The following is a 25,471-nucleotide window of genomic DNA, read 5'->3' on the forward strand; positions in this document are numbered from 1 at the left end:
CCTCGCCCGCAAGGAATCCCATGAGCTGGCTTCCCCCTTATCTCCTCCAGATGTCAGAAGTCGCGCCGGTGACGGTGGGGCAGGCCGACGTCCCCGACTGGCTTTTCTGGTCGGTCGCCGGGCCGACGGCGATGGGCTGGACACTGACCTACATCCTGGCCATCCGGCAGGCCGTCAGGGACGGCCGGGTGGGCATTCCCGCCTACCTGGTGGCGGTGAACTTCGCATGGGAATTCAGCCTGGCATTCCTGTTGGAACAGACGCCGACCCAGCGGCAGATCAACCTTTTCTGGGTCGTCTTCAACGTCATCCTGCTGTATCAGGCGTTCCGGTACGGGCGGCGCGACCATCCCGAGCTGTCGCCGCGCACCTTTACCTGGACGCTCGTGGGCGTGCTGATATGGGCGGCGCTGATCGTGATGGCGGGCGCGAATGAGTTCCACGACCGCGACGGGATGTACACCGGAATGATCATCCAGGTGCCGCTGAGCGCCTCATTCCTCCTGATGCTCAAACGGCGCGGGTCCAGTGTGGGTCAGTCCATGTACATCGCCGTCGCGAAGTTCACCGGATCCGTTTTCGCCGGGCTGACCGCCTTTATCGTCTACCCGTCCCACCTGCTGTTCTGGGTGCTGGTCCCGACGTACGTCGGCCTGGACATCGCCTACCTGGTGATGCTGCGCGGGACGATGCGCGCGGAGGGGCGATCGCCCTGGGCGCGGCGCCAGGGCGTCGCCGCCCCTCGGTCAGATCACGCCACTGCGTAGCGCGTAGGCCACGGCGTGGGGCCGGTTGCGCAGATTGAGACGCCTGGTGACCTCGAAGACGACCCGTTTCACGGCCCGCTCCGAGAAACACAGCTTCTCGGCGATCTCGGCGGTGTTCAGGCCCTCCGACATGAGCCGCAGGACATCGATTTCGCGGGGGGTCAGCCCGGAGAGGTGCAGCCCGCGCGGCGACAGCACCTCGCGCTGGACCCGCTCCACCTGCCGGAGTAGCTCGCCGAGCATCTGCGAGGGCAGCACACCCCCGCCGGTCGCGGCGGTCCGCACCGCCTCCTCGATGCGCTCGCTGGTGGCGCCCGCTCGCAGCAGCACCGCGACGACGTTGCACTCCACCACGGTGAGCAGATCGGCCCGGTCGACCTCACAGGCGATCAGAACGACCGGTACGTTCAGGGTTTCTTTCATCCCGCGCAATGACGACGCCGTCTCCACGGTAATCTTCTCCGCGACGAACACGGCGACATCGGCCGAAGCGCGGTGCTCGCCCGAGACGACCTCGATGTGCGCAGTGGCATCGAGATGGCTGCTGACTGCCCTGTAGGTCAGGGGATCCGGTGCCCGCACCAGCGCTCGTATCAGGTTTGCCGTAGTCCTATTGCCCACGACCGCTCCCAAAGAATTCACCGTATGCTCACCCAGAGTCTTTTAACTGCTGTGTGCAGAGGGATTCGCCGAGCCTGGTCGACACCCTCCGCCCAGTGGGCAGGGAGGGTTCTTTGCGATCCGGAACGACTTCAAGGACCATACAGTGGCCGAGTTCGCAGAGTCGATGAGTTGCGGATGTTCTGGTTTTAAACAGGGGAAAACCCTCGGCCGGTGCCCGAAAGCCTTGAAGACGGCCGCATAGATGTGCTGCGGCCGTCCTCAAGGCTCTTCCGGGAGCGCGGATGTGCGCCGGACTCAGTTCCCGGGCGCCCCCGCCCCGTTCAGGACGTGGACCGTCGGCGCGGCGTCGTCGACGGGCTCCATGTCCTCGGCGATGCGCAGGGCCTCCTCGATGAGGGTCTCCACGATGCGGTGCTCGGGTACGGTCTTGACGACCTCGCCCTTGACGAAGATCTGTCCCTTGCCGTTGCCGGAGGCCACGCCGAGGTCGGCCTCGCGCGCCTCGCCGGGGCCGTTCACCACGCACCCCATCACGGCGACCCGCAGCGGCACCTCCATGCCTTCCAGCCCCGCGGTGACCTCGTCGGCGAGCTTGTAGACATCCACCTGGGCGCGCCCGCAGGAGGGGCAGGACACGATCTCCAGCTTGCGCGGTCGCAGGTTCAGCGACTGCAGGATCTGCACACCGACCTTGACCTCCTCCACCGGCGGGGCCGAGAGGGACACCCGGATGGTGTCGCCGATGCCCTGGCGCAGCAGCGCGCCGAACGCGACGGCCGACTTGACGGTGCCCTGGAACGCCGGGCCCGCCTCGGTGACGCCCAGGTGCAGCGGGTAGTCGCAAGCCTCGGCGAGGATCTCGTAGGCGCGCACCATGACCACGGGATCGTTGTGCTTGACCGAGATCTTGAGGTCGTGGAAGTCGTGCTCGGCGAAGAGCGAGGCCTCCCACAGCGCCGACTCGGCGAGTGCCTCGGGCGTGGCCTTGCCGTACTTCTCCATCAGGCGCTTGTCCAGCGACCCCGCGTTCACCCCGATCCGGATCGGGGTGCCGTGGTCCGTGGCGGCGCGGGCGATGTCGGCGATCCTGTCGTCGAACTTCTTGATGTTGCCGGGGTTCACGCGGACCGCGGCGCATCCGGCCTCGATGGCCGCGAACACGTACTTGGGCTGGAAGTGGATGTCGGCGATCACCGGGATCTTGGACTTCCTGGCGATCGTGGGCAGCGCCTCGGCGTCGTCGGCGCTCGGGCAGGCCACGCGGACGATGTCGCAGCCCGCCGCGGTGAGTTCGGCGATCTGCTGAAGGGTGGCGTTGATGTCGGCCGTGACGGTCGTGGTCATCGACTGCACCGAGACGGGGTGGTCACTGCCGACCCCGACCGGACCGACCTGCAGCTGACGGGTCTTGCGGCGCTCGGCGAGCGCCGGAGGCGGCAGTGCGGGCATACCGAGCGCGACCTGGGTCACCGCGGTGTCCTTTCCACGTGGATGGCGTGCCGTGTCGCCAGGGCACTGTGCAGCGTGAGCGCGGTGTCGGCGATGGATTCCCCGGAGAGGCCGTGCTCGGCGAGGATGGCCGACCGCTCTCCGTGGCTCAGGAACTCATGGGGCAGTCCCAGGGTGTGCACCGGTGTCCAGACGTGGGCGTCGGCACACGCCTGCGCCAGCGCCGTGCCCACACCCCCGGCGCGCGTGCCGTCCTCGAGGGAGAGCACCAGCCGGTGACGGGACGCCAGATGCACCAGCGTCGGGTTGACCGGCAGCAGCCAGCGCGGGTCCACCACGGTCGTCCCGATGCCGTGTTCCGCCAGCAGCTCCGCCGCGCGGAGGGCGGGGGAGGCGAGGACTCCGGCGGAGACGAGGAGGACATCGAGCGGCTGGGACCGGCTGCGGTGCAGCACGTCCAGGCCGTCCATGCGGGTGAGGGCGGGGATCTCCGGGCCCGCGCTCCCCTTCGGGAACCGCAGCGCCGTAGGGCCGTCGTGGGTGTCCACCGCCTCGCGCAGCAGCTCGGCCAGCTGGCCGGTGTCGCGCGGCGACGCGACCCGCATGCCCGGTATCCCGCCGAGCAGCGCGAGATCCCACATGCCGTGGTGGCTGGCGCCGTCGGGGCCGGTGACGCCCGCGCGGTCCAGGACGAAGGTCACCGGCAGGCCGTGCAGGGCCACGTCCATCATGAGCTGGTCGGCGGCGCGGCCCAGGAACGTGGCGTACAGGCAGACCACCGGGTGCAGGCCGCCCATGGCCAGCCCCGCGGCGCTGGTGACCGCGTGCTGCTCGGCGATGCCCACGTCGAATACGCGGTCCGGGAACCGCTGGGAGAACCGGTGGAGGCCGACCGGGCGCAGCATCGCGGCGGTCAGCGCGACGATGTCGGGCCGTCCGGCGGCGACGCTCGCCAGCTCCTCGCCGAACACCCCGGTCCAGCTGGGTGAGCCACCGGAGCGCGGGCGCCCCGTCGCGGGGTCGATGACACCGATGCCGTGCATCCGGTCCGCCTCGTCCTGCTCGGCGGGGGCGTAGCCGAGCCCCTTCCGGGTGACGCAGTGGACCACGACCGGGCGGTCCAGCTCCGCCGCGTGGCGGTATGCCGCTTCGAGCGCGGCGATGTCGTGTCCGTCCACCGGGCCGAGGTAGGCGAGACCGAGGTTCTCGAACAGGTTCCGGCCCTGGTGGCGGCCCTCGCGCAGGGCGGCCAGATGGTCGGCCAGGCCGCCGACCGTGGGGTCGTACGAGCGGCCGTTGTCGTTGAGGACCGCCACCACCCGGCCCTCGCTGCGGCCGAGGTTGTTCAGGGACTCCCAGGCCAGGCCGCCGGTCAGCGCGCCGTCGCCGATCACCGCGACCACCCGGCGGTGCTCCTCACCGGCCAGTCGCTGGGCGTTGGCCAGGCCGTCCGCGTACGACAGGGCCGTGGCGGCGTGCGAGTTCTCCACGTGGTCGTGCGGCGACTCGGCGCGCATCGGATAGCCGGACAGCCCTCCCGCCGCGCGGAGCGTGGCGAAGGCGTCCTGCCTGCCGGTGAGGATCTTGTGGACGTAGGACTGGTGACCGGTGTCGAACACGACGCGGTCGGTCGGTGAGTCGAACACGCGGTGCAGCGCGATGGTCAGCTCGACCACGCCGAGGTTCGGGCCGAGGTGTCCGCCGGTGGCGGCGACACGTTCGACGAGGAAGTCCCTGATCTCGCTCGCCAGCACGGGGAGCTGATCCGGGGGCAACTCCTTGAGCTGCCGCGGTCCGAGGACGCCGCTGAGCACAGTGGAGGCGGAAGCGGACGCAGAGGTGGACGCAGAGGTGGACGCAGAAGTGGACGACATGGCTCTCCCGTTCAGCTCGTCGGGCCGTCCGCCGGCGGCTCCGTATCGCCGCGCAGCGCGGAGGGCAGTTCGAAGCGCACGGTCTCGCGGGTGATCTCACGTTCCTCGACGGAGACCGGACCGAACTCGCCCAGCGCGGTCACGACCTCCGTGACCAGGTGGTGCGGGGCCGAGGCGCCGGCCGTGAGCGCGATCGTGCGTACTCCCTCGAGCCATTCGGGCCGGATGTCGGCGGCCCGGTCGATCAGATGGGCCGGGGTGCCCTGGCGGCGTGAGAGTTCCACCAGGCGGACGGAGTTGGAGGAGTTCGTCGAGCCGACGACCAGGGCGAGGTCCGCCTCCCCGATGATCGCGTTCAGCGCCTTCTGCCGGTTGGTGGTGGCGTAGCAGATGTCTTCGGACGACGGCTCGTGCAGCAGCGGGAACCGCTCCCGCAGGGCGTCGACGACCTCGGCCGTCTCGTCGACCGCGAGCGTGGTCTGGGTGAGGTAGGAGATCTGCCGCGGATCGGCCGGCGACAGCTTCCGTACGTCCTCGACCGTCTCGACCAGCACCGTGGAGTCCGGCGCCTCCCCGAGGGTGCCCTCGACCTCCTCGTGCCCGGCGTGACCGACGAGCACGACGGTGTCGCCTCGGCTCGCGAAACGGCGGGCCTTGGCGTGGACCTTGGCGACCAGCGGGCAGGTTCCGTCGATGACGTCGAGAGCGCGGCGATCCGCCTCCGCGCGCACGGCGGGGGAGACCCCGTGCGCGGAGAACACCACCGTCGAGCCGTCGGGCACCTGGTCCAGTTCGTCGACGAAGACCGCGCCCCGCTCCGCGAGATCGCCGACGACGGACACGTTGTGCACGATCTCCTTGCGGACGTAGACCGGAGCGCCGCGCGATTCCAGAGCTTCCTCGACGATCTCGATGGCCCGCTCGACACCGGCGCAGAAGGACCGAGGGCCGGCCAGCAGGACGCGACGTGCGCCGTCGTTCTCCACATGCTCGTCCGAGCTTACGTAAGCCATGTTTCCGGAGACTAGGAAGGCGATGTGCTCCGATCAACGCGCGATTCCACTTTCCCGAACGGTCGCTGCGGGCTTGCGTTCCGGCCCTGTCACAAAGGGCCCGATCGCATGGCCCCACGGGACAACAGCCTCCGGTGATCTTGAGTTGACCGCCCGTACGCAGGTAGCCATGAACCGTGAACGCTGGACGGAATTCTCGGACGCTGGGCCGTGGAGCAGCCGCGGATGAGGTGGTTGAGATGGACGCGACCGGATCCGCTGGAGGCCCGCTGCGGAAGGCGCTCGCCGTCCTCGAGGCGCTGGCCGGGGCGTCGCGGCCGCTCACCCTGTCGGAGCTGGCCCGGCTGGTCGGCCAGCCGAAGTCGACCCTGCACCGCACCATGCGGGTGCTGACCGATCTGCGTCTCGCCGTCCGGAGGGAATCGAAGTACTACGAGGTGGGGGAGTACCTCTCCCAGATGGCGGCCACGAGCGGAGCGGCCCGGGCGCAGCACCTCAGCTACCCGATCACCCCCTTCCTGATCGAGCTGTTCCAGCTCACCCACAAGATCGTCAGCGTGGGCATGCTGTCGGGTACGAACGTCCACCATGTCGGGACCCTCTACCGCCAGGAGCACGCCCGGCTCGCGATGGCGCTGCGCCACCCCTTCCCGGCGCACTGCTCGGCGGCGGGCAGGCTCCTGATCGCCAAGAGCACCCGGAGCCCGGCGGACGCCGGCGGCACGGCGCTGGTCGCGGACACGCGGTGGACCGTCACCGGGACGGACACGATGCGGCGCGAGTTCGAGCAGATCCGGCGCACCGGGCTGTCCTATGCCAGGAGTGAGCACATCCCCGGACTCGTCGAGGTGGCCGCCCCGGTCCACCTCGGAAAGTCCGGCCCGGTGGCCGCGATCGTGGTGGGCGACACGGTGAACAACATGGACCTGCGCAGCGTGGGACGTGTGCTGCTGCGGACCGTCGGCGTCATCGAACAGAACCTGGCCGGGGCCTGCTGACCGCCCGTCGGGGAAGCAAGCGCGGGGGTTCAGCGCGGAATCACCCAGTCCGGCGCCCAGGTCCCGGCGGCGTCCTGGCCGGTCGCGGTGGCGGCGAGGTGGGCGCGGAGGGTGCCCAGCGCCGGGTGGGGGTTGTCGCGGTGCCAGAGCAGCGAGTGCGGGTAGACGGGCACCGGGTCGGTCACCGGGATGCGGCGCAGGCCGTGGCCGGCGGGCCAGACGAGCCGGGTCTGCCCGCCCATGAAGGTGGCCAGGGCCGGGGTGTCGGCGACGGTGTCGAGGAGCGCGTCGGAGCCGAAGTTGGGGCCTGTCGCCTCGATGGTGAGGCCGTACTCGGCGACGAGGTCGTCGTAGTAGGCGGCCCACTCGGTGCCGGGGACGATGCCGGGCATCCAGATCCGGTGGCCGGCGAGCTGAGCGACGGTCACCGATCTGGCGCCCGCCAGCGCGTGGGCGGGGCCGGTGAGGAGCTGGAGCGGCTCGTCGAGCACCCGGACGGACTCGATGTCCTCGGGAAGGGGCCGGTCGGGCGCGGCGACGGCGCGAAAGGACGCGTCGATCGCACCGGACCGGATGGCGGCGACGGCCGTCTCGATGTCGAACAGCATCACCACGTCGAGGTCGATCTCGGGGTGCGCGCGGTGGAAGCCGCGCATCAGGCCCGACGCCGCGCCGCGCGAGGCGATGATGTCGACGCGCAGCGGACGTCGGCCGGTGCGCACGGACGCGACAGCGCGCTCGGCGACGCGCAGCAGCTCGCGCGCGTGCGGCAGGAACGCCTGCCCGTCGATGGTGAGCCCGGCGCCGCGCGCGGTGCGGGTGAACAGCCGCACGCCGAGGTCGCGCTCCAGTGCGGCGATGCGCTTGGAGACGGCCTGCTGGGTGATCGCCAGCTCGGTGGCGGCCTCCTGGAACTGCCCCGCGTCGGCGGCGGCGACGAAGGTCCGGACGGTGTCGAGGTCCACGCCGACACCCTACGGCCACAACCCAGGGTTGTGGCCGGCGGCTCCGCGGTTGTTTGATCCCTGGTCGCGGCGCTCGCTTTGATGCTTCCGAACGCGGATCGGTTGTGCGGAGCGAGTGGCGAGGGGCGGAGTCGGACATGAGGAGCGGACAGCGGCTGGGGCGGCGGTTCGGGTGGTTCTGGGGGGCGTACGCGTCCAGCGCGCTCGGCACGTGGCTCGCCTTCGGCGCGTTCCCGCTGATCGCCATCGAGGTGCTGCACGCCGGACCGGCCGAGGTCGCCGCGCTCGCCTCGGTGGGCACCGCGGTGGGCGCGGCCGCGGCGGTGCCGCTCGGCCCGTGGGTGGAGTTCCGGCGCAAGCGGCCGGTGCTGATCGCGATGGACCTGGTGCGGTGCGCGGCGCTGCTGACGATCCCCGCCGCGTTCGCCCTCGGGGCCCTCACGTTCGTACAGCTCCTGCTGGTCTCGGTCGTCGTCGCGGCGGCCGAGATCACCTTCCGCGCCGCCTCCGGCGCGTACCTGAAGACGCTGCTCCCGGCCGAGGACCTGCTCGTCGCCAACGCCCGGTTCGAGTCCACGGCCTGGACGACCACGATCATCGGTCCGCCGCTGGGCGGCGCGGCGACCGGGCTTCTCGGCCCGGTGGCGACGGTGGTGGCCGACGCGGTCAGCTATCTGCTCTCGGCCCTGGGCCTCCGCGCCATGGGCGGGCGCGAACCGCTGCCCGAGCGCCGGGTGGCCGCGCGCCTGCGGGCCGGGGACCTGCTTGACGGCTGGCGGTACATCCTCGCCGACACGACGCTGCGGCCGCTGTTCTTCAACACCGCCTCGTTCAACGCCCTGGTGATGGCCACCCAGCCGCTGATGGCCGTCCTGATGCTCGGCCAACTCGGCTTCGCACCGTGGCAGTACGGCCTCGCCTTCGCCGCGCCCTCGATCGGCGGGCTGATCGGTTCGCGGCTGGCCCGGCCGCTCGTCACCCGGTTCGGACAGCACCGGGTCCTCGTCGTGTCCGGGGCGCTGCGCGCGCTCTGGCCCGTCGGCCTGGCCTTCCTGGGGCCGGGCACCGGCGGGCTGCTGCTGGTGATCGGCGTCGAACTCGGGCTCATCTTCTGCTGCGGCGTCTTCAACCCCGTCTACGCCACCTACCGTCTCGAACGCACCGCAACCGATCGGGTCGCCCGCACGCTGTCCGCCTGGACGGTGACGGTCAGGGCCACGACCGCGCTCCTGACGGCCGTCTGGGGCGTGCTGGGCAGCCTGCTCGGCGCGCGTACCGCCATCGGTCTGGCGGGCGTGTTCTTGCTGGCGACCCCGCTGCTGCTGCCCCGCCGCCGGGCCGCGGCCGTCTCCGAGCCGGAGCTGTCGGCGAACCAATAAGTCGGCGAACCAATAATCGGTTGCCGGTGGCGACGGCGGTGGATGTACTGCCGCATGACTACGCCACCAACGCCCCGTGGAGCCGAGCGGCCTGACGGGACACCCGTCCGGATCGGCGCACTCGTTCCGCTGACTCGGCCGGGCTGGACCGAGGCGGGCCACCACCTGCTCGCCGGACTGGAGCTGGCCGTATCCGAGGTCAATGCCACCGGCGGGATCGCCGGAAGACCACTTGAGCTGGTGGTCCGGGACACCGCGGCTGATCCACAGAGGGCCACGGCGGCCGTCGATGAACTGGCCCGCCTGGGCGTGGCCGCCGTGGCGGGGGAGTACCACAGCGTCGTCGCGCGCGCCGCTGCCACCAGGGCGGACGCCCTCGGCCTGCTGTACCTCTGCTCGTCAGCGGTTCTCGACACGCTCACCGAACAGCCGACGGACTGGGTCGCGCGCCTCTCCCCGCCGCAGTCCCGTGGCTGGCAGGCCTACGCGGACTTCCTCCTCGGCGCGGGCCACCGCCGTATCGCCGTAGCGGCCCAGCAGAGTGTCTACTGGGCGGCCGGGACCCGCATTCTGCGGGACTACCTCGCGCCACGCGGTGGCACGGTCAGCGAACTCGACATGAGCGCGCTCACCCCCGCGGCCGTGTGCGACGAACTCGTCGGCCATCGCGCGACAGCCCTCCTTCTTCTGGTCGGCCACCCGGAACCCGCGGTGCCGATCGTCACGTCCGTCCGCCGCGACCAGCGGCTGGCCGAGATCATGATCGGCGCCCCGGCCGGGCAGCCGGAGTTCGCCGGATGGGTGGCGTCGCTGGGCGGGGACGGCGCCGCGATCCCCTTCCTGCGCTACCTGCCCGAGCGCCTCAGCCCCCTCGGCGTACGCGTCGGGACGGCCCTCCGCGAGCGGCTGGGCCAGGCGCCCTCCTTCGTCGCCTTCGAGGGCTACGACACGGTCGCCGTCCTCGCCGATGTGCTGCGCTCGCACGGCGCGGACCGGGCGCGCACCGCCGCATCCTGGGCGCGCGTCGCGGTCGAAGGCACCCGCGGGCAGATCCGGTTCTCCCGCACGCCGGGTATCAGCGTGTGGCAATGGGCCGGCGCGCCCCTCCACGTCGTCGACCGGGATCCGGCGGACCCCGATCGCTTCCGGATCCTTCACGGGCCGTCGTAGCCGTAGGGGGTCCGTCGTACCAGCGGCGGATCCGCCCGGCCCGGTCGTACTGCGTTCTCAGTAGCGGGAAGTGTCGGCAGGCGCACGACGACAGGGCGGCCCGCTCCCGGGGAGTCTGGGCGGACAGTCGGCACCAGATGTGGAGACCTCCTGCCGTGGCTACATTCCTTTACCAAGCGGGCCGTCTGGCCTTCCGGCGGCGCTGGTACGTCGCCCTGGTCTGGGCGGCCGTCCTGGCCGCCGTCGGGCTGGGCGCCCTCAAGGCTCCGGGGGCCTCCGACGAGGAGTTCTCCATGCCGGGCATCGAGTCCCAGAAGGCGTTCGACCTCATGGAGCAGCGCTTCCCCGGGGCCACCGCCGACGGCGCGACCGCCCGGGTCGTCTTCGTCGCGCCGGGCGGTGAGAAGGTCACCGCCACCGAGAACAAGCAGACCGTCGAGAAGGCCGTGGCCGACCTGGCCGACGGCCCCCAGGTCGCGAGCGCCGCCGACCCGTTCCGGGCGAAGGCCGTCAGCAAGGACGGCACGACGGCGTACGCGTCCGTCACCTACAAGGTCGCGGCCGCCGACCTCACCGACGCCAGCAAGACGCGGCTGGAGCGGGCCATCGGCACGGCCCGGGACTCCGGGCTGACCGTCGAGGCGGGCGGAAGCGCGATGGACGACGGCGGCGGGCCCGGCGGTGTGGCCGAGGTGGTCGGCGTCGCGATAGCCGCCGTCGTGCTGCTGGTCACCTTCGGCTCGCTGGCCGCCGCCGGGCTGCCGCTGCTGACCGCGATCATCGGCGTAGGCGTGAGCATGGCCACCATCCTGACCCTGTCCGAGGCGCTGGGCCTGTCCACGACGACCGGCACCCTGGCGATGATGCTAGGCCTCGCGGTCGGCATCGACTACGCCCTGTTCGTCGTCTCCCGCTACCGGGAGGAGCGCGCCAAGGGCCACGCGCCGCAGGAAGCGGTCGGTCTGGCGGTCGGCACCGCCGGTTCCGCGGTCGTGTTCGCCGGGCTCACCGTCGTCATCGCGCTGGCCGGACTCGCGGTGGTCGGCATCCCGATGCTCACCAAGATGGGCATGGCCGCGGCGGGCGCGGTCGTCGTGGCCGTACTGATCGCGCTGACGCTGGTCCCGGCGTTCCTCGGCTTCTGGCCGAACGCCGTGCTCCGGCGGCGGGCCCGCAAGAGCGGCCGTATCGAGGAGAGCACCGGGAACAACGGCGGCAGCCGCTGGGCGCGGTTCGTGCTGCGGCGTCCGCTGCCCGTGCTGCTGCTCGGCGTGGTGGGCCTCGGGGCCCTCGCGGTGCCGATGACGAACCTGCGGCTCGGCATGCCGGGCGACGAGGCCAAGTCGACCTCCACCACCGAACGCCGGGCCTACGACGCGCTCGCCGAGGCCTTCGGGCCGGGCTTCAACGGGCCGCTGACCGTCGTCGTGGACGCGAAGGGGGACACGAAGGGGGACACGAAGGGGAGCGCGAAGGGGGACGCCGACCCGAAGGCTGCGGCCGCGGCGGTCGCGAAGGAGATCGGCGGCACCGAGGGCGTTGTCTCCGTCTCCCCGGCCCGCTTCAACGAGGCCGGTGACACGGCCGTCTTCCAGGTCGTACCGTCCACGGCGCCGACCGACGAGAAGACCAAGGACCTGGTCACGACCATCCGGGCCGAGCGGCCCGCGGCCGAGGCCGAGACCGGGGCGACCTTCGAGGTCACCGGCACCACCGCGCTGAACATCGACATCTCCGACAAGGTGCAGTCCGCGCTGATCCCCTACCTGGTCGTCGTCGTGGGCCTCGCGATCCTGCTCCTGCTGGTGGTCTTCCGGTCCCTGCTGGTCCCGCTGAAGGCGGCCCTCGGCTTCCTGCTGTCGGTGCTGGCCTCCCTCGGCGTGGTCGTCCTGGTCTTCCAGCAGGGCCACGGCGCCGAACTCCTGGGCGTGGAACAGACCGGCCCGATCATGAGCCTGATGCCGATCTTCCTGGTGGGCATCGTCTTCGGCCTGGCCATGGACTACGAGGTGTTCCTCGTCTCGCGGATGCGGGAGGCGTACGTCCACGGCGAGCGGCCGGGCCAGGCGGTCACGTCCGGCTTCCGGCACAGCGCCCGCGTGGTGGTGGCCGCCGCGCTGATCATGATCGCGGTGTTCGCCGGGTTCGTCGGCGAGAGCGACTCCATGATCAAGATGATCGGGTTCGGACTCGCCGCCGCCGTCCTGTTCGACGCCTTCGTCGTACGGATGGCGATCGTGCCCGCCGTGCTCGCCCTCCTCGGCGACAAGGCCTGGTGGCTGCCGAAGTGGCTGGACCGGCTGCTGCCCAACGTCGATGTGGAGGGCGAGGCGCTCAGCCGCCGTCCGGAAGCGGGCCCGCACCCGGCGCCGGACCCGGAAGCCGACCCGGAAGCGGCCGGGACGCCCGGCCGGGAAGCGGCCCGCATCTGATACGGCTGCCCGACCCACCCCGCCGGGGCCGCCCGTGGCGAACGACACGGGCGGCCCCGGCAGCCGTCCGCGCGGGGAACGGGCCACGATGGTCCCAGAGCACCGACCGGAGAACCCGATGAGCACCAGCCTTGAGCGTTACACGGACCGTTTCGAGCAGTACTCCGACCGCCACCCCCGCGTCGTCGACCTGGCGGTCGTCCTGGCACTGATGGGATGCGCGACGCTCGGCAGCGATCTCACCCTGCCCGGCGCCGACCCGCCCGACCAGGGCAGGACCGCCCTCGTCCTCATGGGCGTGTCCTGCCTCGCCCTGCTGAAGTACCGCAGCCACCCGCGCGCCGCCGTCGTCGTGACCGCGGTCTGCACGGTGATCGTGATCGCGCTGGGGTACCTGCTCACCCCCCTGCTGCTGGGCCCCGTCATGGCGGCGCTCTACTGGCTGGCCACGCTCTCCGACCGCAGGACCACCCGCGCCTTCGGTGTCACCACCATGGTGGCGCTGATGATCGCGTCCGTGGCCTCCGACTCCATGGACAGCCTCTCCCTGGTGCTCAGGACCATCGGCCCGTTCTTCTGGCTGCTGCTGCCGCTCGCCGCCGGCACCATGACCCGGCTGCGGCGCGCCTACCTGGCGTCGGTGCAGGCCCGCGCCGAACACGCCGAACACACCCGGGAGGAGGAGGCACGGCTGCGCGTCACCGAAGAGCGCATGCGCATCGCCCGCGAGCTGCACGACGTCGTGGCCCACCACTTGGCCCTGGCCAACGCCCAGGCCGGTACGGCCGCCCACCTCGTGCTCAGCAACCCCCGGCAGACGCAAGCGATCCTCACCGACCTGACCGGCACCACGTCCTCCGCCCTGCGCGAGCTGAAGGCCACGCTGGGACTGCTGCGCCAGAACGACGACCCGGCCACCGCGTCGTTGGAGCCGTCCCCCGGCCTCGCCCGCCTGCCCGAACTGGTCTCGGCGTGCGCGTCCGCGGGACTGGCCGTCACGGTCACCACGACAGGAGAACCCCGCCCGCTGTCCCCCGGGGTGGACCTGACCGCGTACCGGATCGTGCAGGAGGCGCTCACCAACGTCACCAAGCACGCCGCCGCGGACTCCGCCCACGTACGCCTCGCCTACGCCGGTTCGCGCCTGCTGATCACGGTCAGCAACGACGGCCCGGACACCCCCGGCACCACCCATGACTCGGAGGCCGCGCGGGGCCGGGGCTTCGGCCTCATGGGCATGCGCGAACGCGCCCACACCATCGGCGGCGAACTCTGCGCCGGACCCCGCCCGGAAGGTGGCTTCGAGGTCACCACCGCCCTGCCGCTCCAGCCCTCGGCACCCGAACCGGCCGCGGCCGCCACCGATGTTCCCGCAGGAGGAGAAGAGTCATGACCATCAAGGTGCTGCTCGCCGACGACCAGGCCTTGCTGCGGGCCACCTTCCGGATCCTGATCGACTCCTGCGCGGACATGACGGTGGTGGGCGAGGCCTCGGACGGCGCGGAGGCGCTGGAACTGACCCGCGCCCACCACCCCGACATCGTCCTCATGGACATCCGGATGCCGGGCACCGACGGTCTCGCCGCCACCTCCGCGATCTGCGCCGACCCGGAACTGGCCGCCACCCGCGTCCTCATCCTGACGACGTTCGAGACCGAGGACTGCGTGGCCCAGGCGCTGCGCGCCGGTGCCAGCGGCTTCCTCGGCAAGGACGTCACCGCCGACACCCTGCTGGCCGGTCTGCGGACGGTGGCCTCCGGCGAGGCGCTGCTGTCACCCGCCGCGACCCGCACCCTCATCACGAACTTCCTCATGTCCCCCGCCCCCGACGCCCACCTCGCGCCCCCGCGACGCCTGTCGGAGCTGACCGTCCGCGAACGCGAGGTGATGGGCCTGGCCGCCGAGGGCAAGTCCAACACCGAGATCGCCGAGATCCTCACGGTCAGCCCGCTGACGGTGCGCACCCACATCCACCGTGCGATGACGAAGCTGGGCGCCCGCGACCGGGCCCAACTGGTCGTCATCGCCTACCAGACGGGCCTGGTCCAGGCGGCTCCGCCCACGCCGTGACCGCGTCAGCCGACCAGGCGTTCCGCCAGCAGGAACCCGCCGATGGCGATCATCATGGCGCCGGAGACGCGGGTCACGGCCCGGGCCGCCCCCGGCCGCGTCTTCAGGACCGTACGGGCGAGGACACCGACGGCGAGGTACACCAGCGCGCAGGCCGTCATGTGGAGCGTGCCGAGCAGGCCGGTCTGCGCGGCGACCGGCCAGCCGTGGGCGGGGTCGATGAACTGAGGGAACAGCGAGAAGTACAGCAGCAGCGCCTTGGGGTTCAGGCCGCTGATCCCGACCCCCTTGAGCATGATCTGCAAACGGGAGGACCCCATGGTCTCCTCGGAGGCCGTCAGCGTGGCGGGCTGCCGCAGCACGCCCCAGCCCAGCCACACCAGGTACCCGGCCCCGGCGACGGTCAGCGCGGTGAGCACGGTGGCCGAACTCGCCACGATCACCACCAGGCCCGCGACGGCGAGCAGCGTGTACCCGACGTATCCGGCGATGAGCCCGGCGACCGCCGGAACGACCGACCGGTCCCGCAGACCGGCCGAGATCGCGTAGGCCCAGTCGGCGCCCGGGGTGAACACCAGCAGCAGATCCACTGCCAAAAAGGCCGCCAGCGTCGTCAATTCCATGGTTCGATCCCTCGCATTTCTTGCTCTGGGAGGGAGGCTAGGTGGGATCGGCCCGAAAGTGTTTGCGTTCTTACCCCGGAATAGCCACTGGAGAGGCAAAATCTCTCTCGTAGGGGCCATTTCCGGAAGATTCTTGCTGAGGCGTCGCGCGGGGCGGCGATGACGACGGAAATCCGCCAGCCCTTCCCCGCCGCCTTGCCTACTGTCGCGGCATGTCACAGGACAGTCGCACCATCGTCCGGGCCGCATGGCAGGCGTTCGCCAGTCACGACGCCGATCAGATATCCGCGGTCTTCACCGAGGACGCCGAGTGGCTCGCGCCGCCGGGGAACGCCACAGCGATCGCCCTGGACGCCCCGAGCCACATGGTGGGCAAGAACGCGATCACCAGCTTCCTCGCCGATGACTTCCCCCGGCTGTTCGCGCGCGACGTCGCGGTCACCTTCCACGGCCTCCACGTCGACGGAGACCGGGTGATCGTGGAGGAAACCATGACGGCGACTCTGGCCAACGGCCACCACTACGCCAACGACTACTGCTTCGTCTTCGAACTCCGGGACGGCCTCATCCACCGGGTCCACGAGTACATGGATACAGCCCGCGGGCACCGCATGATCTTCGGCTAGGAAGCCTCCCGCTCGCCCCTGTGGGTAACCGGGTGCGGGTATGTGGCGACCGCCCAGGCGACCAGCGCCGCGCCCAGCAGCCAGCCGCCGAGGATGTCGGTGGGCCAGTGGACGCCCAGGTACGTGCGGGTGAATCCCACGCCGAGCACGGAGACGGCGGCCACGGCGGTGGCCAGGCGCTGCCAGAGGGCGGGCGCGCCGTGCAGCCTCAGCATCCACAGCAGCAGGCCGAAGGTGACGGTCGCGGTGAGGGCGTGGCCGGAGGGGAAGGCCGCGTAGTGGGCCGTGTCCACGGGATTCGCCCAGTGCGGGCGGGGGCGGTCGAGGAGCGCCTTGACGCCCTGCTGGAGGGCGGTACCGGCGGCCGCCGTGACGGCGACCCACAGGGCGGGCGTCCGCTCCCGGTGGTGCAGCAGCCACAGGACGATCACGGCCGTCAGGGCGCGCATCGTCCAGGGGTCCCAGATCCAGTCCGTCAGCACTCTGTTGGTCTCGGTCCAGCCGGGGTGGTCGAGCGCGGAGCGGTGCAGCGGGACGACGAGGTCCCGGTCCGTGCCCATCAGTGGCCCCCAGCGGGCGGCGACGAGGGCGAGCAGCACGGCGAACAGGATGCTGAGCACCGCTGCCACGAGGAGGGGGCGGGGGTGGGGGGTCTGCGGCTGCATGGTGTCGATGATCGCCGACGCCGGGCGTCCGGGGCCACCACGCGGGTGGGCCGTACGTCGGCGGTGGGCCGTACCCCGGAGGCTCAGCCCAGCACCCGCAGCGCCGGGACCAGGGTCACCAGCAGGGGGACGACGGGGACCAGCGCGGCCGCGGCGGTGAGTTGCAGACGGCGTACGGGGGTGAAGCGCGCCGCGGGGGCCAGGAGCCGGTCCACCCGCTGCGGGACCTGCGCGAGTCCGCTGGGGCAGGGGCCGAACACCCCCCGGTCCTCGTTGAGTTCGACGAGCGCCAGCGCGGTCGTCGTCCGTCCGAACCGCCGTGACGCGGAGTCGTCGGCGGCCAGTTCGACCAGCCGGTGGACCTCGTCCCGGAAGGCCGCGAACACCGGGACCTGCGGAAAGCCCCCGGCGAGCGCGCCGGAGCAGTGCAGCAGCCAGTGGTGACGGGCCCGCGCGTGGCCCTGCTCATGGGCGATCACGGCGTCCAGCCGGCGCCCCTTGAGGCGGCGCAGGGCCGCCGTCGTGATGATGAGCTGGGGCGTGGTGCCGGGCAGCCACCAGGCGTCCGGCTTGTCGCCCTCCAGGACGACGAGCCGCTCCCCGGAGGGCTCCTCACCGGGCAAGACGGGGGAGCGGACGAGGAGTTCGGCGCGGTGCTGCCTGCGCCAGGCGCGGGCCCGGCCGATCTCGCGGCTGAGCATCACGGCGGACCATACGGCGCCGGAGGCCAGGGCGAGGGCGACGGGCGCCGCCCAAGGACCGTAGCCGGACAGCGCGTACGCCTCCACGACGCCGTTGGGCGCGGGGGCGAAGACGTTCCCCCGGACGGCCTCCGAGGCCGCCGCCGCGGTGAGCGCCATGGTGAAGGCGCAACACAGCAGCACTCCGACGACGACGCATTGCCATACCCACAGTGCGAGTACGGGTTCGCGGTCGACCCAGGTGGAACGGGACATCAGGCGCGGCGCCATTGCCGCCACCAGTGCGCCGAGGCCCATCAGCGCGAGCGGGACCATCATGGCCGTCAGCCTATGGTCGTGGCGGTCGGCCCGGGTATGTCCGCGCGGACGAAGTGACGCACGCCACGGTTTGTGGGCATCGCCACCGGGCGTGCGCCCCGGCGCGGCTCAGAGCGTCAGCAGCATCGTGAACGTCCCTATCGCCATCGTGAGGCGGCACGCGTGCCGTAGTTCGGGACGCCGCGACCAGCCGACGGCCGTCACCGCGCCGTCCGTCATCGGCAGCAGCCGCAGACCGGACCGGACGGCGTAGACCGCGAAGTAGGCGAGCAGGGCACCCGTGAGCACCGGTATGCCGCCCGCTGTGCCGCCCGGCGTCATGCCGCCGGGCGCGCCGCCTGCCGTCATGGAGGCGTCATGGCCGTGGCCGCCCGTGGGGCCCGCCATCATCGCGAGCGCCATGTACGCCATGGCCAACGCCCCCATGGCGTGGTGCAGATGGTGGTGCCCCACCGCCCGTACGGCCGCCACGCCGAACATCGCCGCGAAGGCGGGCGGGCCCCAAGGCCGCGGGTCCAGGGCGGCGGACGGCACGGCCATCGCCGCCATCCCCCACCCCATGAGCGCCTCGGCGCGCGCGGTCCGGCGGCCCGGCCCGGCCGGTTCGCCGCGCGTCCGCAGCAGGCAGTACGTGCCGGTGGCGGCGCACAGCGCGACCAGCAGCCAGCCGATCAGCGGAGGTCCGTGCACGGCACACCTCCCGGTCGTCACGCCACGGACGTACGTATGCCGGGAGGTTGCCCGCGGGCGGACCGGGCTACGGGAGCGCACTGGCGCAGCGGGGGAGCGCGCGGACGCGTCAGTTGTGCTCGGAGATGAGCACCGCCCGCGTCGACGGTTCGAGCGCCTCGAAGATGTGCGGCAGGTCGCCCGGATAGGCGACATAGTCGCCGGGGCGCAGTTCCACCGGTTCGGCGGCGAGGCCGACCCGGGCCCGGCCCGTGGCCAGCAGGACGTGCTCCACCACGCCGGGCATATGCGGATCGGAGGCGCGCACCGCGCCTGGTTCGGCGCTGAGGCGGTAGATGTCCCGGCGTGCCCCGGGAGGGCTGGCGGACAGCATGGCGGCCCGGTAGTCGGCCTGCGCGGAGGCGAGCGAGACCCCCTCGTCGGCCCGGATCACCTGGACGCGGGGGCGCGGTGGGTCGAGAAGCCGCGAGGGTGGCACGTCCAGGGTGACGCACAGCGCCCACAGCGTCTCCAGGCTCGGGTTTCCGCTGCCGGACTCCAGCTGGGAGAGCGTGGACTTCGCGATTCCGGCGCGCCGGGCCACCTCGGTGAGCGACAGCCCGGCCCGGCCGCGCTCGCGGCGCAGCACAGCCGCGATCGACTCCATCGGGATCCTGGCCGGTACTTCCTGTGCCATCCGTTCGCTCCATGCGTCTTGTGTTCGGTTTGACGAACGTAGCCTGCGGTGTTCACTATATCCGTCATGCATTCGATATGGAGAACGCTCGATCGTGTGCTGCTGCGGGACATCGCGCTCGTCTGCCTGGCCATCGGCGTCACCAGCCTGTCGTACGGGGCGATCGCCGTGGCGTCCGGTCTCCCTCTGTGGGTTCCGGCGGCGTTGAGCGTGCTGGTGCTCGCGGGCGCCTCGGAGTTCCTGTTCGTCGGGCTGATCGCGGCGGGCGGCAGCCCCCTCGCGGCGGTGCTGGCCGGGCTGGTGGTCAACGCGCGCCATCTGCCGTTCGGGCTGGCCCTGCCCGACGTCCTCGGACGCGGCCACCGGCGTCTCCTCGGCAGCCATCTGATGAACGACGAGAGCGTCGTCTTCGCCCTCGCCCAGGACGGCGTCGCGCGGCAGCGCGCCGCCTACTGGGCCTGCGGTCTGGGCGTTCTCCTCTGCTGGCCGCTGGGCGCGGTGACCGGCGGGCTGATCGGCACGGTCATCGACGACACCGGTCTGTTCGGGCTCGACGCGATGTTCCCGGCCATCCTGCTGGCCCTGGTCCTGCCCGCGCTGCGCGACCGGGACAAGCGCCGCGCGGTCCCGGCGGGCGTCGCCATCGCCCTGGCCACCACGCCTTTCCTCCCCGCCGGCGTGCCCGTCCTGCTCGCCCTGGCCGGGGTGGCGCTGGCCGCCGTACCGAAGAAGACGGACAGGGCGAACGACCCCGAGGAGGAGCGCCCGTGCCCGGCTCCCTGACGCTGGCCGCCGCGATCCTCGCGCTCGCGGCCGGTACGTTCGCCCTCCGGCTCGCGGGGCCGCTGCTGCGCCGCCGGATCACGCTGCCGCCCCGGGCGGAGAAGCTGATGGAGACCTCCGCCATCGTGCTGCTGGCCGCCGTCGCGGCGACGACGGCGCTCACCGAGGGCCACGGGCCCGCCGGGATCGCCCGCCCCGCCGGGGTCGCGGTCGCCGGAGTGCTCGCCTGGCGCAAGGCGCCGTTCCTGGTGGTCGTCCTGGCCGCGGCCGCCACCGCGGCCGGGCTGCGCCTGCTCGGCGTGGGTTAGCCCGGCCGGTCAGGGCCGGGCCAGGGCGCTACGGCCGGTAGCGCAGGGGGTGGTCCTCGGGGATCTCCACGACCGCGATGCGCACGCCGTCGGGGTCGGCGATCCACATCTCGACCAGCCCCCACGGCTCCTTCTTCGGCGGCCGCAGGATCTCCACGTCCCGGGCCGCCAGCTCCTCGTGGGCCGCCTCCGCGTCCGCGACCTGGAGCCACAGCTGGAGCCCCGGAGCGGGCGGGGTCTCGGAGCGGCCGGAGACCTCCAGGAAGCCACCGCCCAGGAAGTAGACCGTGCCGCGCTCGGGGCCGGTCCCGAACTCACGGTAGATCGCCAGTCCCAGCGCCTCGCCGTAGAAGGTCCGGGAGCGCTCGGGGTCCGTTGGCCGCAGCAGTGTGCGGCCGCTCAGTACATGCACCATGCCCGTGACCCTACGCACCCCCGCGCCGGGCGGGACGGGGTTAGTGTCTTCTTCTTCCGTCATCCGGCCGTTAGGACGCCACCGCCATGAACGCCGCCAACACCCCCGCCACGAACGCCCCCGCCATGAGCGCCTCCGCGCTCACCTACCGCGGGGCCACCGAGGCCGACATCGAGCCGCTGGTCGCGCTGATCGAGTCGGCGTACCGCGGGGACGCCAGCCGGGCCGGATGGACGACGGAGGCGGACCTCCTGGGCGGGCAGCGCACCGACCCCGAGGGCGTGGCGGCCGTCGTACGGGGCGCGGACAGCCGGATGACGGTCGTCGAACGGGACGGCGAGCTGATCGCCTGCTGCCAGCTGGAGCGCCGCGGCGAACACGCCTACTTCGGCATGTTCGCGGTCCGCCCCGGCCTGCAGGGCGGCGGCCTCGGGAAGGTGATCCTCGCCGAGGCCGAGCGTTTCGCGGCCGCAGAATGGGCCGCCCGCGAGATGCACATGAGCGTGATCACCGCCCGCGAGGACCTGATCGCCTGGTACGAGCGGCGCGGCTACGCCCGGACGGGACGGATGATCCCGTTCCCGTACGGCGATGAGCGCTTCGGCGTGCCGCGCCGCCCGGATCTCGCGTTCGAGCTGCTGGTCAAGCCCCTGGGCTGATCCTTGAACGCTCAGCTCACGCCGTGTAGCGCACCGCCCGGCGGATCTCCGGGAAGTCGGTCGTGCCGCCGTCGAGGCCGAGGCCGCGGGCCAGCTTCAGATGGTCCGGGGTGTTGACCGTCCAGCCGATGACCTTGAGGTCGGCGGCGTGGGCGCGCTCCACCAGCTCCAGGGTCAGCCGGCGGATGTTGAGCACCAGCGTCCGGGCGCCGACGGCGTGCGCCCGGTCGATGGCGTCGAGCCCGTAGCGGCTGGCCACCAGGGCGGTGCGGGCGCTGGGGAGCAGGGTGCGGATCTCGGCGAGGGCCTCGTCGTGGAAGGAGATCACGTCGACCCGGCCGAGCAGATCGCGGCTGGTCAGCACCTCGGCCAGGGCCCGCGCGGCGGCCACGTCCTTGATCTCGGCCTGGATCGGCGCCTTCACCGCGTCCACGACCTCCTCGAAGACCGGGATCCGCTCGCCGTCCCCGGCGTCGAGTTCGCGCAGCTCGGCGAGGGTGAAGTCGCTGATGGGGCCCTTGCCGTCGGTCGTGCGGTCGACGTGGGCGTCGTGCATCACGACGAGCGCGCCGTCCTTGCTGAGGTGCAGGTCCAGTTCGATGACGTCCAGGCCCTCGTGCTCGGCCCGGACGAATGAGCGCAGGGTGTTCTCCGGCTCGACGCCCATCACTCCGCGGTGTCCGATGGTGAGAAAGGTCAACGTGATCTCGCTCTTCTGTCGGGCTTTTTGTCGGTTTTCGGTTGTGTGTGGAGTCACGGGCTGTCCGGACCGGCGCTCAGCCTAACGGCCGACTTCAGCAGGGCCGCTCAAGCACGGCCGTGGCATGGTCCGGGGCGGATGGGGCAGGAAAAACAGCGGTGGTGCGGAGGTGACGCAGGACGATTTCCGTTACCCGCCCTTGAGTGGCGAGGTCATCCACGGATACGGTGTCTACACGGAAGGTTCTCCGGTGAAGGAGTCGTCATGACGGAAATTCTTTCGTCCGCCATAGCGGACGGTGGCATTCTGCCTGCGGAGCGTGTGATCGAACACCAGGCCTGGCCATCCCTCAAAGGTGCTGTAGAAACGATTCGCCCCTGGCAGTCCAAGGACGGTTCCATCGACTTCGACGCCGAGGGGGCGCCACCGGCCCACCGCGCCCGCGACACCCTCGAAAGGGTGATCGCGGCCATCGAGGAGCTGGCCCCGCTGCTCCCGCACGACGCCGCGTACCACCGCGCGCTCGTCGCCGATCTGCGCCGCTGGGCCGACGACGGCTTCGGCGTCCCCGACTTCCTCGACTCGCTGCTCGCCTTCCAGCCCGCCCGGACGCGCGCCGACGGCCTCCAGCACCTCGTCGTCTTCCCCATGTACACGCAGAACGGCAACCCGAACCGCAATCTGGAGGCGGTCGTCCTGCGCATGGTCTGGCCCGACTGGCTGGCCGAGCTGGAGCGCACCCGCTACGACAACCCGCTCTACCTCGGTCTCGCATTCGAGGACTTCACCTCCGGCTACGACACCAACTCGGCGGTGCTCTTCCCCGAGACCATCGCCGTGCGCGAGGCCCCCGAGCGCTTCACCTGGGGCGGCATCTTCTGCGACCGCGAGGCCGCCCGCTTCCGCCGGGTCAGCGACGCCGCCGTCCGGGCGCTGGGCATCGAACTCCCCGACGACATCCGGGACATGCTCGCCGACCAGCGGCGCTGCCAGGAGGCGTTCGCCCTGTGGGACATGGTCCACGACCGCACCCACAGCCATGGCGACCTGCCGTTCGACCCCTTCATGATCAAGCAGCGCCAGCCGTTCTGGATGTACGGCCTGGAGGAGCTGCGCTGCGACCTCACCGCCTTCAAGGAGGCCGTGAAGCTCGACGCGGAGGGGCTCGCCCAGGCCCGGGACGTCCAGTACGCCGTGATCTTCGACCGGATGTTCCGGTTCCCCGTCACCGGTGAGCGGGTCCGCAACTACGACGGGCTCGGCGGCCAGTTGCTGTTCGCCTATCTCCACCAGCACGACGTCGTACGCTGGACGGACAACACCCTGCACATCGACTGGTCGCGCGCCGCGCAGGTCACCAACCAGCTGTGCGGTGAGATCGAGAAGCTGTACCGGGACGGTATCGACCGGCCCAAGCTCGTCCACTGGTTCAAGGCGTACGAGCTGGTGTCGACCTATCTCGCCCCGCACCCCGGATCCGTCTGGGCCAAGGGCCCCGACGCGCTGGACCTGACCCAGCCGCCGCGCAAGCTCGTCGACGACGTGCTCCCCGACGAGTTTCCGCTGAGCATGTTCTACGAGGCGCTCGCCAAGAAGCTGCGTGACGTGGTCGCCTCCACCAAGGGCATCACGGCAGGCGACGCCGACATACGAGCGGCTGCGTGAGCCGGAACGCGGCGCACCGATCCACGGCACCGGACGATGAGGAGACAGCGAGCATGACCACACCGACGTCGAGCCCGAGCCCGAACGAGCCGGGCGGCAGGACGCCGCTGGACGGCGCCGTGGTGGCGGTGGCCGGTGCGGCGGGCCCGGCGGGCCGCGCCACGCTGCTCCGCCTCGCCGAGGCCGGTGCCACCGTTGTCGCCTCCGACTCCGACCCCGCGCGGCTGGCCGAGGCCGTCGACGCGGCGCGCTACGCCCACGGCGGCGCCCGCGTCACCGGGGAGACGGTCGACCTGCTCGACCTGAACGCCACCCGTGCCTGGGCCGACCGGACCGAGAAGGAGTTCGGCCGCGTCGACGGCCTGGTCCACCTCGTCGGCGGCTGGCGCGGCAGCAAGACCTTCGCCGACGCCCCGCTCGCCGACTGGGACACCCTGCACAATCTGCTGATCCGCACCGCCCAGCACACCTCGCTCGCCTTCCACGACGCCCTGCGGCGCACCGGCAACGGCCGCTATGTGCTGATCAGCGCGGCGGGCGCGTCCCAGCCCACCGCCGGAAACGCCGCGTACGCCGCCGCCAAGGCCGCCGCCGAGGCGTGGACGCTCGCGCTCGGCGACTCCTTCCGCAAGCTGGGGGGCGAGGGCGGTCCGGCGGCCGCGGCTGTCATCCTGGTGATCAAGGCGCTGGTGCACGACGCCATGCGCGCGGAGCGCCCCAACGCGAAGTTCGCGGGCTTCACCGACGTCACGGAGCTGGCCGAGGCCATCGCCGGAGTCTGGGAGCGGCCCGCCCGGGAAGTGAACGGAACCCGCCAGTGGCTGACCCCCAAGCCGTGAGCACCGACGCACGCCGTCATCACGACCCCGAGATACGCGGCTTCGCCAGCGACAACTACGCGGGAGGCCACCCGGAGATCCTCGCCGCGCTCGCCCTCGCCAACGGCGGCCATCAGGTGGCCTACGGCGAGGACGACTACACCGCGCATCTGCAGCACGTCATGCGCAGCCACTTCGGCCCCTACGCGCAGGCGTTCCCGGTCTTCAACGGCACCGGCGCCAACGTCGTCGCCCTCCAGGCGCTCACCGACCGCTGGGGCGCGGTCATCTGCGCCGACAGCGCGCACATCAACGTCGACGAATGCGGCGCGCCCGAGCGGATCGGCGGGCTGAAGCTGCTCACCGTGCCCACCGAGGACGGCAAGCTCACCCCCGACCTCATCGACCGCGAGGCGTACGGCTGGGACGACGAGCACCGGGCGATGCCGCAGGTCGTCTCGATCGCCCAGAACACCGAGCTGGGCACCGTCTACACGGTGGACGAGATCCGCGCGATCTGCGAGCACGCCCATGAGCGCGGCATGAAGGTCCACCTCGACGGGGCGCGGATAGCCAACGCGGCCGCGGCGCTGGACGTGCCGATGCGCTCGTTCACCAATGTGGCGGGCGTGGACGTGCTGTCCTTCGGCGGCACGAAGAACGGCATGCTCTTCGGCGAGGCCGTCGTCGTCCTCGACCCGGACGCGGTGCGCGCCATGAAGCATCTGCGCAAGCTGTCCATGCAGCTGGCGTCCAAGATGCGGTTCGTCTCCGTCCAGCTGGAGGCCCTGCTCGCCCGCGACCTGTGGCTGCGCAACGCCCGTCACGCCAACGCGATGGCACAGCGGCTCGCCGAGGGGGTGCGCGCGGTCGACGGCGTCACGATCCTTTACCCCGTCCAGGCCAACGCGGTCTTCGCCCGGCTGCCGCACGATGTGAGTGAGCGCCTCCAGAAGCGGTACCGCTTCTACTTCTGGGACGAGGCGGCGGGCGACGTGCGCTGGATGTGCTCGTTCGACACCCGGGAGGAGGACGTCGACGGCTTCGTGGCGGCCCTCCGGGAGGAGATGAAGCGGTAGCCGA

Annotated in this window: 26 protein-coding genes; 14 read left to right on the forward strand and 12 right to left on the reverse strand. The window is 71.6% G+C overall.

Features of this window, described 5'->3' with window-relative positions:
* Positions 1-20 precede the first annotated feature (20 nt).
* A complete protein-coding gene (locus ACZ6CL_RS14495; protein WP_468935696.1) occupies positions 21-767 on the forward strand; it encodes a transmembrane-type terpene cyclase in 747 nt (248 codons plus the stop codon).
* Here the strand turns inward: ACZ6CL_RS14495 and ACZ6CL_RS14500 are convergent.
* The 4 genes from ACZ6CL_RS14500 to ispH all read right to left on the reverse strand — a co-directional run bounded on the left by ACZ6CL_RS14500 (position 747) and on the right by ispH (position 5,727).
* Positions 747-1,388, reverse strand: a complete 642-nt coding sequence (locus ACZ6CL_RS14500; protein ID WP_468935698.1) for a helix-turn-helix transcriptional regulator — start codon at positions 1,386-1,388, stop codon at positions 747-749. The two genes, ACZ6CL_RS14495 and ACZ6CL_RS14500, sit on opposite strands and share 21 nt — an antisense overlap.
* A gap of 297 nt (positions 1,389-1,685) precedes the next feature.
* A complete protein-coding gene (ispG, locus tag ACZ6CL_RS14505; protein ID WP_468935701.1) occupies positions 1,686-2,861 on the reverse strand; it encodes a flavodoxin-dependent (E)-4-hydroxy-3-methylbut-2-enyl-diphosphate synthase in 1,176 nt (391 codons plus the stop codon).
* Positions 2,858-4,714 carry a 1-deoxy-D-xylulose-5-phosphate synthase gene (locus tag ACZ6CL_RS14510; RefSeq protein ID WP_468935704.1) on the reverse strand — a complete coding sequence of 619 codons (1,857 nt, stop codon included), beginning with the start codon at positions 4,712-4,714 and terminating at the stop codon, positions 2,858-2,860. Before ACZ6CL_RS14510 ends, ispG begins: the two co-directional genes overlap by 4 nt.
* 11 nt (positions 4,715-4,725) lie before the next feature.
* Complete coding sequence (ispH, locus tag ACZ6CL_RS14515; RefSeq protein WP_468935706.1) at positions 4,726-5,727, reverse strand: 4-hydroxy-3-methylbut-2-enyl diphosphate reductase; 1,002 nt, start codon at positions 5,725-5,727, stop codon at positions 4,726-4,728.
* A gap of 239 nt (positions 5,728-5,966) precedes the next feature.
* Between ispH and ACZ6CL_RS14520 the strand changes: the two genes are divergently transcribed.
* Entirely contained in the window at positions 5,967-6,725 is a 759-nt protein-coding gene (locus ACZ6CL_RS14520; protein WP_468935709.1) for an IclR family transcriptional regulator, read from the forward strand.
* Positions 6,726-6,754: 29 nt separating this feature from the next.
* On the opposite strand, the gene ACZ6CL_RS14525 is transcribed toward ACZ6CL_RS14520, so the two are convergent.
* Positions 6,755-7,690, reverse strand: coding sequence for a LysR family transcriptional regulator (locus ACZ6CL_RS14525; RefSeq protein WP_468935711.1), 936 nt, complete (start codon positions 7,688-7,690; stop codon positions 6,755-6,757).
* A gap of 137 nt (positions 7,691-7,827) precedes the next feature.
* Between ACZ6CL_RS14525 and ACZ6CL_RS14530 the strand changes: the two genes are divergently transcribed.
* The 5 genes from ACZ6CL_RS14530 to ACZ6CL_RS14550 all read left to right on the forward strand — a co-directional run bounded on the left by ACZ6CL_RS14530 (position 7,828) and on the right by ACZ6CL_RS14550 (position 14,741).
* The gene (locus tag ACZ6CL_RS14530) at positions 7,828-9,069 is read left to right on the forward strand and encodes an MFS transporter (RefSeq protein WP_468935714.1); all 1,242 of its coding nucleotides are present in this window, start codon (positions 7,828-7,830) and stop codon (positions 9,067-9,069) included.
* 54 nt (positions 9,070-9,123) lie between these two features.
* On the forward strand, positions 9,124-10,239 hold the full coding sequence (locus ACZ6CL_RS14535) for an ABC transporter substrate-binding protein (RefSeq protein WP_468935716.1): 1,116 nt from the start codon (positions 9,124-9,126) through the stop codon (positions 10,237-10,239).
* A 155-nt stretch (positions 10,240-10,394) separates the two neighbouring features.
* Positions 10,395-12,671, forward strand: coding sequence for an MMPL family transporter (locus tag ACZ6CL_RS14540; protein WP_468935719.1), 2,277 nt, complete (start codon positions 10,395-10,397; stop codon positions 12,669-12,671).
* 118 nt (positions 12,672-12,789) lie between these two features.
* On the forward strand, positions 12,790-14,064 hold the full coding sequence (locus ACZ6CL_RS14545; RefSeq protein WP_468935722.1) for a sensor histidine kinase: 1,275 nt from the start codon (positions 12,790-12,792) through the stop codon (positions 14,062-14,064).
* Positions 14,061-14,741 carry a response regulator transcription factor gene (locus ACZ6CL_RS14550; protein WP_468935725.1) on the forward strand — a complete coding sequence of 227 codons (681 nt, stop codon included), beginning with the start codon at positions 14,061-14,063 and terminating at the stop codon, positions 14,739-14,741. The genes ACZ6CL_RS14545 and ACZ6CL_RS14550 overlap by 4 nt, the downstream gene beginning before the upstream one ends.
* Before the next feature lie 5 nt (positions 14,742-14,746).
* Here the strand turns inward: ACZ6CL_RS14550 and ACZ6CL_RS14555 are convergent, their stop codons facing one another.
* Positions 14,747-15,364, reverse strand: coding sequence for a LysE family translocator (locus ACZ6CL_RS14555; RefSeq protein WP_468935727.1), 618 nt, complete (start codon positions 15,362-15,364; stop codon positions 14,747-14,749).
* Positions 15,365-15,576: 212 nt separating this feature from the next.
* Between ACZ6CL_RS14555 and ACZ6CL_RS14560 the strand changes: the two genes are divergently transcribed.
* Positions 15,577-15,990 (forward strand): nuclear transport factor 2 family protein, encoded by a 414-nt coding sequence (locus ACZ6CL_RS14560; RefSeq protein WP_468935729.1) that lies wholly within the window; start codon positions 15,577-15,579, stop codon positions 15,988-15,990.
* On the opposite strand, the gene ACZ6CL_RS14565 is transcribed toward ACZ6CL_RS14560, so the two are convergent.
* The 4 genes from ACZ6CL_RS14565 to ACZ6CL_RS14580 all read right to left on the reverse strand — a co-directional run bounded on the left by ACZ6CL_RS14565 (position 15,987) and on the right by ACZ6CL_RS14580 (position 19,040).
* Positions 15,987-16,655 carry a phosphatase PAP2 family protein gene (locus ACZ6CL_RS14565; protein ID WP_468935731.1) on the reverse strand — a complete coding sequence of 223 codons (669 nt, stop codon included), beginning with the start codon at positions 16,653-16,655 and terminating at the stop codon, positions 15,987-15,989. The two genes, ACZ6CL_RS14560 and ACZ6CL_RS14565, sit on opposite strands and share 4 nt — an antisense overlap.
* Positions 16,656-16,738: 83 nt before the next feature.
* On the reverse strand, positions 16,739-17,674 hold the full coding sequence (locus ACZ6CL_RS14570; protein WP_468935733.1) for a M56 family metallopeptidase: 936 nt from the start codon (positions 17,672-17,674) through the stop codon (positions 16,739-16,741).
* Positions 17,675-17,782: 108 nt separating this feature from the next.
* A complete protein-coding gene (locus tag ACZ6CL_RS14575; RefSeq protein WP_468935735.1) occupies positions 17,783-18,364 on the reverse strand; it encodes a DUF5134 domain-containing protein in 582 nt (193 codons plus the stop codon).
* Positions 18,365-18,473: 109 nt separating this feature from the next.
* Positions 18,474-19,040: a helix-turn-helix domain-containing protein gene (locus tag ACZ6CL_RS14580; RefSeq protein ID WP_468935737.1), complete on the reverse strand. Its 567-nt coding sequence runs from the start codon at positions 19,038-19,040 to the stop codon at positions 18,474-18,476.
* Between the two features lie 66 nt (positions 19,041-19,106).
* Between ACZ6CL_RS14580 and ACZ6CL_RS14585 the strand changes: the two genes are divergently transcribed.
* Both ACZ6CL_RS14585 and ACZ6CL_RS14590 read left to right on the forward strand, forming a co-directional pair.
* Positions 19,107-19,823, forward strand: a complete 717-nt coding sequence (locus tag ACZ6CL_RS14585) for an AzlC family ABC transporter permease (protein WP_468935740.1) — start codon at positions 19,107-19,109, stop codon at positions 19,821-19,823.
* A complete protein-coding gene (locus ACZ6CL_RS14590; protein ID WP_468935742.1) occupies positions 19,808-20,131 on the forward strand; it encodes an AzlD domain-containing protein in 324 nt (107 codons plus the stop codon). The genes ACZ6CL_RS14585 and ACZ6CL_RS14590 overlap by 16 nt, the downstream gene beginning before the upstream one ends.
* A 28-nt stretch (positions 20,132-20,159) precedes the next feature.
* On the opposite strand, the gene ACZ6CL_RS14595 is transcribed toward ACZ6CL_RS14590, so the two are convergent.
* Positions 20,160-20,546: a VOC family protein gene (locus ACZ6CL_RS14595; protein WP_468935745.1), complete on the reverse strand. Its 387-nt coding sequence runs from the start codon at positions 20,544-20,546 to the stop codon at positions 20,160-20,162.
* Between the two features lie 125 nt (positions 20,547-20,671).
* On the opposite strand from ACZ6CL_RS14595, the gene ACZ6CL_RS14600 reads away from it, so the two are divergent.
* Complete coding sequence (locus tag ACZ6CL_RS14600; RefSeq protein ID WP_468936051.1) at positions 20,672-21,205, forward strand: GNAT family N-acetyltransferase; 534 nt, start codon at positions 20,672-20,674, stop codon at positions 21,203-21,205.
* A 16-nt stretch (positions 21,206-21,221) separates the two neighbouring features.
* Here the strand turns inward: ACZ6CL_RS14600 and ACZ6CL_RS14605 are convergent, their stop codons facing one another.
* The gene (locus ACZ6CL_RS14605; protein ID WP_450883301.1) at positions 21,222-21,905 is read right to left on the reverse strand and encodes a glycerophosphodiester phosphodiesterase; all 684 of its coding nucleotides are present in this window, start codon (positions 21,903-21,905) and stop codon (positions 21,222-21,224) included.
* 264 nt (positions 21,906-22,169) lie between these two features.
* On the opposite strand from ACZ6CL_RS14605, the gene ACZ6CL_RS14610 reads away from it, so the two are divergent.
* The 3 genes from ACZ6CL_RS14610 to ACZ6CL_RS14620 are packed head-to-tail and all read left to right on the forward strand — an operon-like array spanning position 22,170 to position 25,467.
* Entirely contained in the window at positions 22,170-23,570 is a 1,401-nt protein-coding gene (locus tag ACZ6CL_RS14610; RefSeq protein ID WP_468935747.1) for a DUF6421 family protein, read from the forward strand.
* Positions 23,571-23,623: 53 nt separating this feature from the next.
* On the forward strand, positions 23,624-24,409 hold the full coding sequence (locus tag ACZ6CL_RS14615; protein ID WP_468935750.1) for an SDR family NAD(P)-dependent oxidoreductase: 786 nt from the start codon (positions 23,624-23,626) through the stop codon (positions 24,407-24,409).
* Entirely contained in the window at positions 24,406-25,467 is a 1,062-nt protein-coding gene (locus ACZ6CL_RS14620; protein WP_468935753.1) for a threonine aldolase family protein, read from the forward strand. The genes ACZ6CL_RS14615 and ACZ6CL_RS14620 overlap by 4 nt, the downstream gene beginning before the upstream one ends.
* Positions 25,468-25,471: the final 4 nt, after the last annotated feature.

It is taken from the genome of Streptomyces sp. NPDC041200 (genome assembly GCF_055591805.1).

What these genes read in the sequence shown, in the direction of transcription:
- ACZ6CL_RS14495 (WP_468935696.1), top strand. Translation starts at nt 21, where the DNA reads ATGAGCTGGCTTCCCCCTTATCTCCTCCAGATGTCAGAAGTCGCGCCG.
- ACZ6CL_RS14510 (WP_468935704.1), bottom strand. Translation starts at nt 4,714, where the DNA reads ATGTCGTCCACTTCTGCGTCCACCTCTGCGTCCACCTCTGCGTCCGCT.
- ispH (WP_468935706.1), bottom strand. Translation starts at nt 5,727, where the DNA reads ATGGCTTACGTAAGCTCGGACGAGCATGTGGAGAACGACGGCGCACGT.
- ACZ6CL_RS14520 (WP_468935709.1), top strand. Translation starts at nt 5,967, where the DNA reads ATGGACGCGACCGGATCCGCTGGAGGCCCGCTGCGGAAGGCGCTCGCC.
- ACZ6CL_RS14530 (WP_468935714.1), top strand. Translation starts at nt 7,828, where the DNA reads ATGAGGAGCGGACAGCGGCTGGGGCGGCGGTTCGGGTGGTTCTGGGGG.
- ACZ6CL_RS14535 (WP_468935716.1), top strand. Translation starts at nt 9,124, where the DNA reads ATGACTACGCCACCAACGCCCCGTGGAGCCGAGCGGCCTGACGGGACA.
- ACZ6CL_RS14545 (WP_468935722.1), top strand. Translation starts at nt 12,790, where the DNA reads ATGAGCACCAGCCTTGAGCGTTACACGGACCGTTTCGAGCAGTACTCC.
- ACZ6CL_RS14550 (WP_468935725.1), top strand. Translation starts at nt 14,061, where the DNA reads ATGACCATCAAGGTGCTGCTCGCCGACGACCAGGCCTTGCTGCGGGCC.
- ACZ6CL_RS14555 (WP_468935727.1), bottom strand. Translation starts at nt 15,364, where the DNA reads ATGGAATTGACGACGCTGGCGGCCTTTTTGGCAGTGGATCTGCTGCTG.
- ACZ6CL_RS14560 (WP_468935729.1), top strand. Translation starts at nt 15,577, where the DNA reads ATGTCACAGGACAGTCGCACCATCGTCCGGGCCGCATGGCAGGCGTTC.
- ACZ6CL_RS14565 (WP_468935731.1), bottom strand. Translation starts at nt 16,655, where the DNA reads ATGCAGCCGCAGACCCCCCACCCCCGCCCCCTCCTCGTGGCAGCGGTG.
- ACZ6CL_RS14570 (WP_468935733.1), bottom strand. Translation starts at nt 17,674, where the DNA reads ATGATGGTCCCGCTCGCGCTGATGGGCCTCGGCGCACTGGTGGCGGCA.
- ACZ6CL_RS14580 (WP_468935737.1), bottom strand. Translation starts at nt 19,040, where the DNA reads ATGGCACAGGAAGTACCGGCCAGGATCCCGATGGAGTCGATCGCGGCT.
- ACZ6CL_RS14585 (WP_468935740.1), top strand. Translation starts at nt 19,107, where the DNA reads ATGCATTCGATATGGAGAACGCTCGATCGTGTGCTGCTGCGGGACATC.
- ACZ6CL_RS14595 (WP_468935745.1), bottom strand. Translation starts at nt 20,546, where the DNA reads ATGGTGCATGTACTGAGCGGCCGCACACTGCTGCGGCCAACGGACCCC.
- ACZ6CL_RS14600 (WP_468936051.1), top strand. Translation starts at nt 20,672, where the DNA reads ATGAGCGCCTCCGCGCTCACCTACCGCGGGGCCACCGAGGCCGACATC.
- ACZ6CL_RS14610 (WP_468935747.1), top strand. Translation starts at nt 22,170, where the DNA reads ATGACGGAAATTCTTTCGTCCGCCATAGCGGACGGTGGCATTCTGCCT.
- ACZ6CL_RS14615 (WP_468935750.1), top strand. Translation starts at nt 23,624, where the DNA reads ATGACCACACCGACGTCGAGCCCGAGCCCGAACGAGCCGGGCGGCAGG.